At 64.4% G+C, this 1,523-nt stretch carries 1 protein-coding gene and 1 pseudogene; both read right to left on the bottom strand.

The genetic code is table 11. From position 1 onward, the window contains the following. The coding region (locus WCE35_RS13800; protein WP_424593905.1) for a flavin monoamine oxidase family protein at positions 1-967 on the bottom strand (967 nt) is incomplete at its 3' end. Between the two features lie 145 nt (positions 968-1,112). Continuing rightward, positions 1,113-1,523 (bottom strand): annotated as a pseudogene (locus tag WCE35_RS13795) (translational GTPase TypA); the annotation flags it as partial.

Here is a 1,523-nt window from a genome sequence, read left to right as displayed (position 1 = left end):
TGCTTTGCGCCGCGAGCGCGCCGGGACCGGCGTCTTCCAGCTCTCTCGCAAAACGCCCGCCGAAAAACCCTTCGATACAGGGTTGGCCGAACGGGCGCAGATGAAAACTGCCTATTGCGGTGCGCATGGTGGCGCCGCGCAGGTTGCCGTCATTCGGCAGCGCGTCGGGTTCGTCCAGCGCCAGCACCACCTTGTCGGCGAGGCCGAGCGGCAGGCCGCGCGCGGCGTCGACTTTCCCGGGCAGCGCGGGATGAAAGCGGATCGCCTCGTCGGCGATCAGATTGGTCGGCACGGTGACGATCACCTTGTTCGCCGCCAGCGTGCCCCGCGCGGTCTCGATGCGCACCCGCGTGCCGGAATGATCGATCAGTGTCACCGCGCAGTTCAGCGCCAGCGGGCAGGCCGCGCCATAGGCCGCGATCAGCGCGCCATAGCCGTGGCGCACCCGCCAGTTGATCCCGGTGTCTTCGTAGGCGTCCATGTCCAGTATCGAGACCTGGTCCAGCTCGCAGCCGTTGATGTAGGTCGAGATCGCATCGATCATCGGATTCCAGCGGTTGCCGGGTTCGAGATAAAGATTGGCGGCGCTGTCGCGGCCGCTCTTCGCGGCCTGCTCGGCGCGGTCGTAGAACGCGTCGATCGCCTTGATGAAATCCATCCGCTCGGCGAGCGGAAACCCCGTGTCAAAGCTCTGCTCGCGCCATGGCGGACGGGTCTTGTCGATCTCGAAGTTGAGTTGTTCGGCGATCTTGACGAACGAATTCCTGTCCGCCGAATGCAGCCAGCCGCAGCCGAGGTCGAAGGTGATGTCCGGCGCTGCCTGAAGGGTGTGGGCGCGGCCGCCGACGCGGTCGCGGGCTTCGAGGACGATGATGGAGAGGCCTGAATCCTTCAGCGCGTGCGCGGCGCCGAGGCCCGCGGCGCCCGCGCCGATGATCGCGACATCGACTGAGGAGGGGAAGGACATAAGGAGGCGAATGGCGAATGGTGAGTTGCGAATAGGGAGGACAGGGTATCGCAGAGCGAGCGAAGCTGAAATGCCCTTCTATTGGCTAATCGTCACTCACTATTCGCGCCCTTCCACTCGCTATTCGCTACTCGCCATTCGCATCCTACGCCACCGCCTCCCTGGCCTTTTCCGCCCGCTTGCGGTCGTTGGCGTCGAGGAACTTTTTGCGCAGCCGGATCGACTTCGGGGTCACCTCGACCAGTTCGTCGTCCTCGATATAGGCGAGCGCCTTTTCCAGGGTCATCTTGATCGGCGGCGTCAGCCGCACCGCCTCGTCCTTGGAGGTGGTGCGGATGTTGGTGAGCTGCTTGCCCTTGAGCACGTTGATCTCGAGATCGTTGTCGCGGGTATGCTCGCCGACGATCATGCCCTTGTAGACCTTGCAGCCCGGCTCGATCATCATCGGGCCGCGATCCTCCAGCTTGAACATCGCATAGGCCACCGCCTCGCCCTGGTCGTTGGAGATCAGGACGCCGTTGCGGCGGCCCTGGATGTCGCCCTTGTAGGGCGCGTA

The organism is Bradyrhizobium sp. (assembly GCF_049691595.1).
Classification (GTDB): Bacteria; Pseudomonadota; Alphaproteobacteria; order Rhizobiales; family Xanthobacteraceae; genus Bradyrhizobium.
This window is presented reverse-complemented; position numbering and strand designations above follow the sequence as displayed.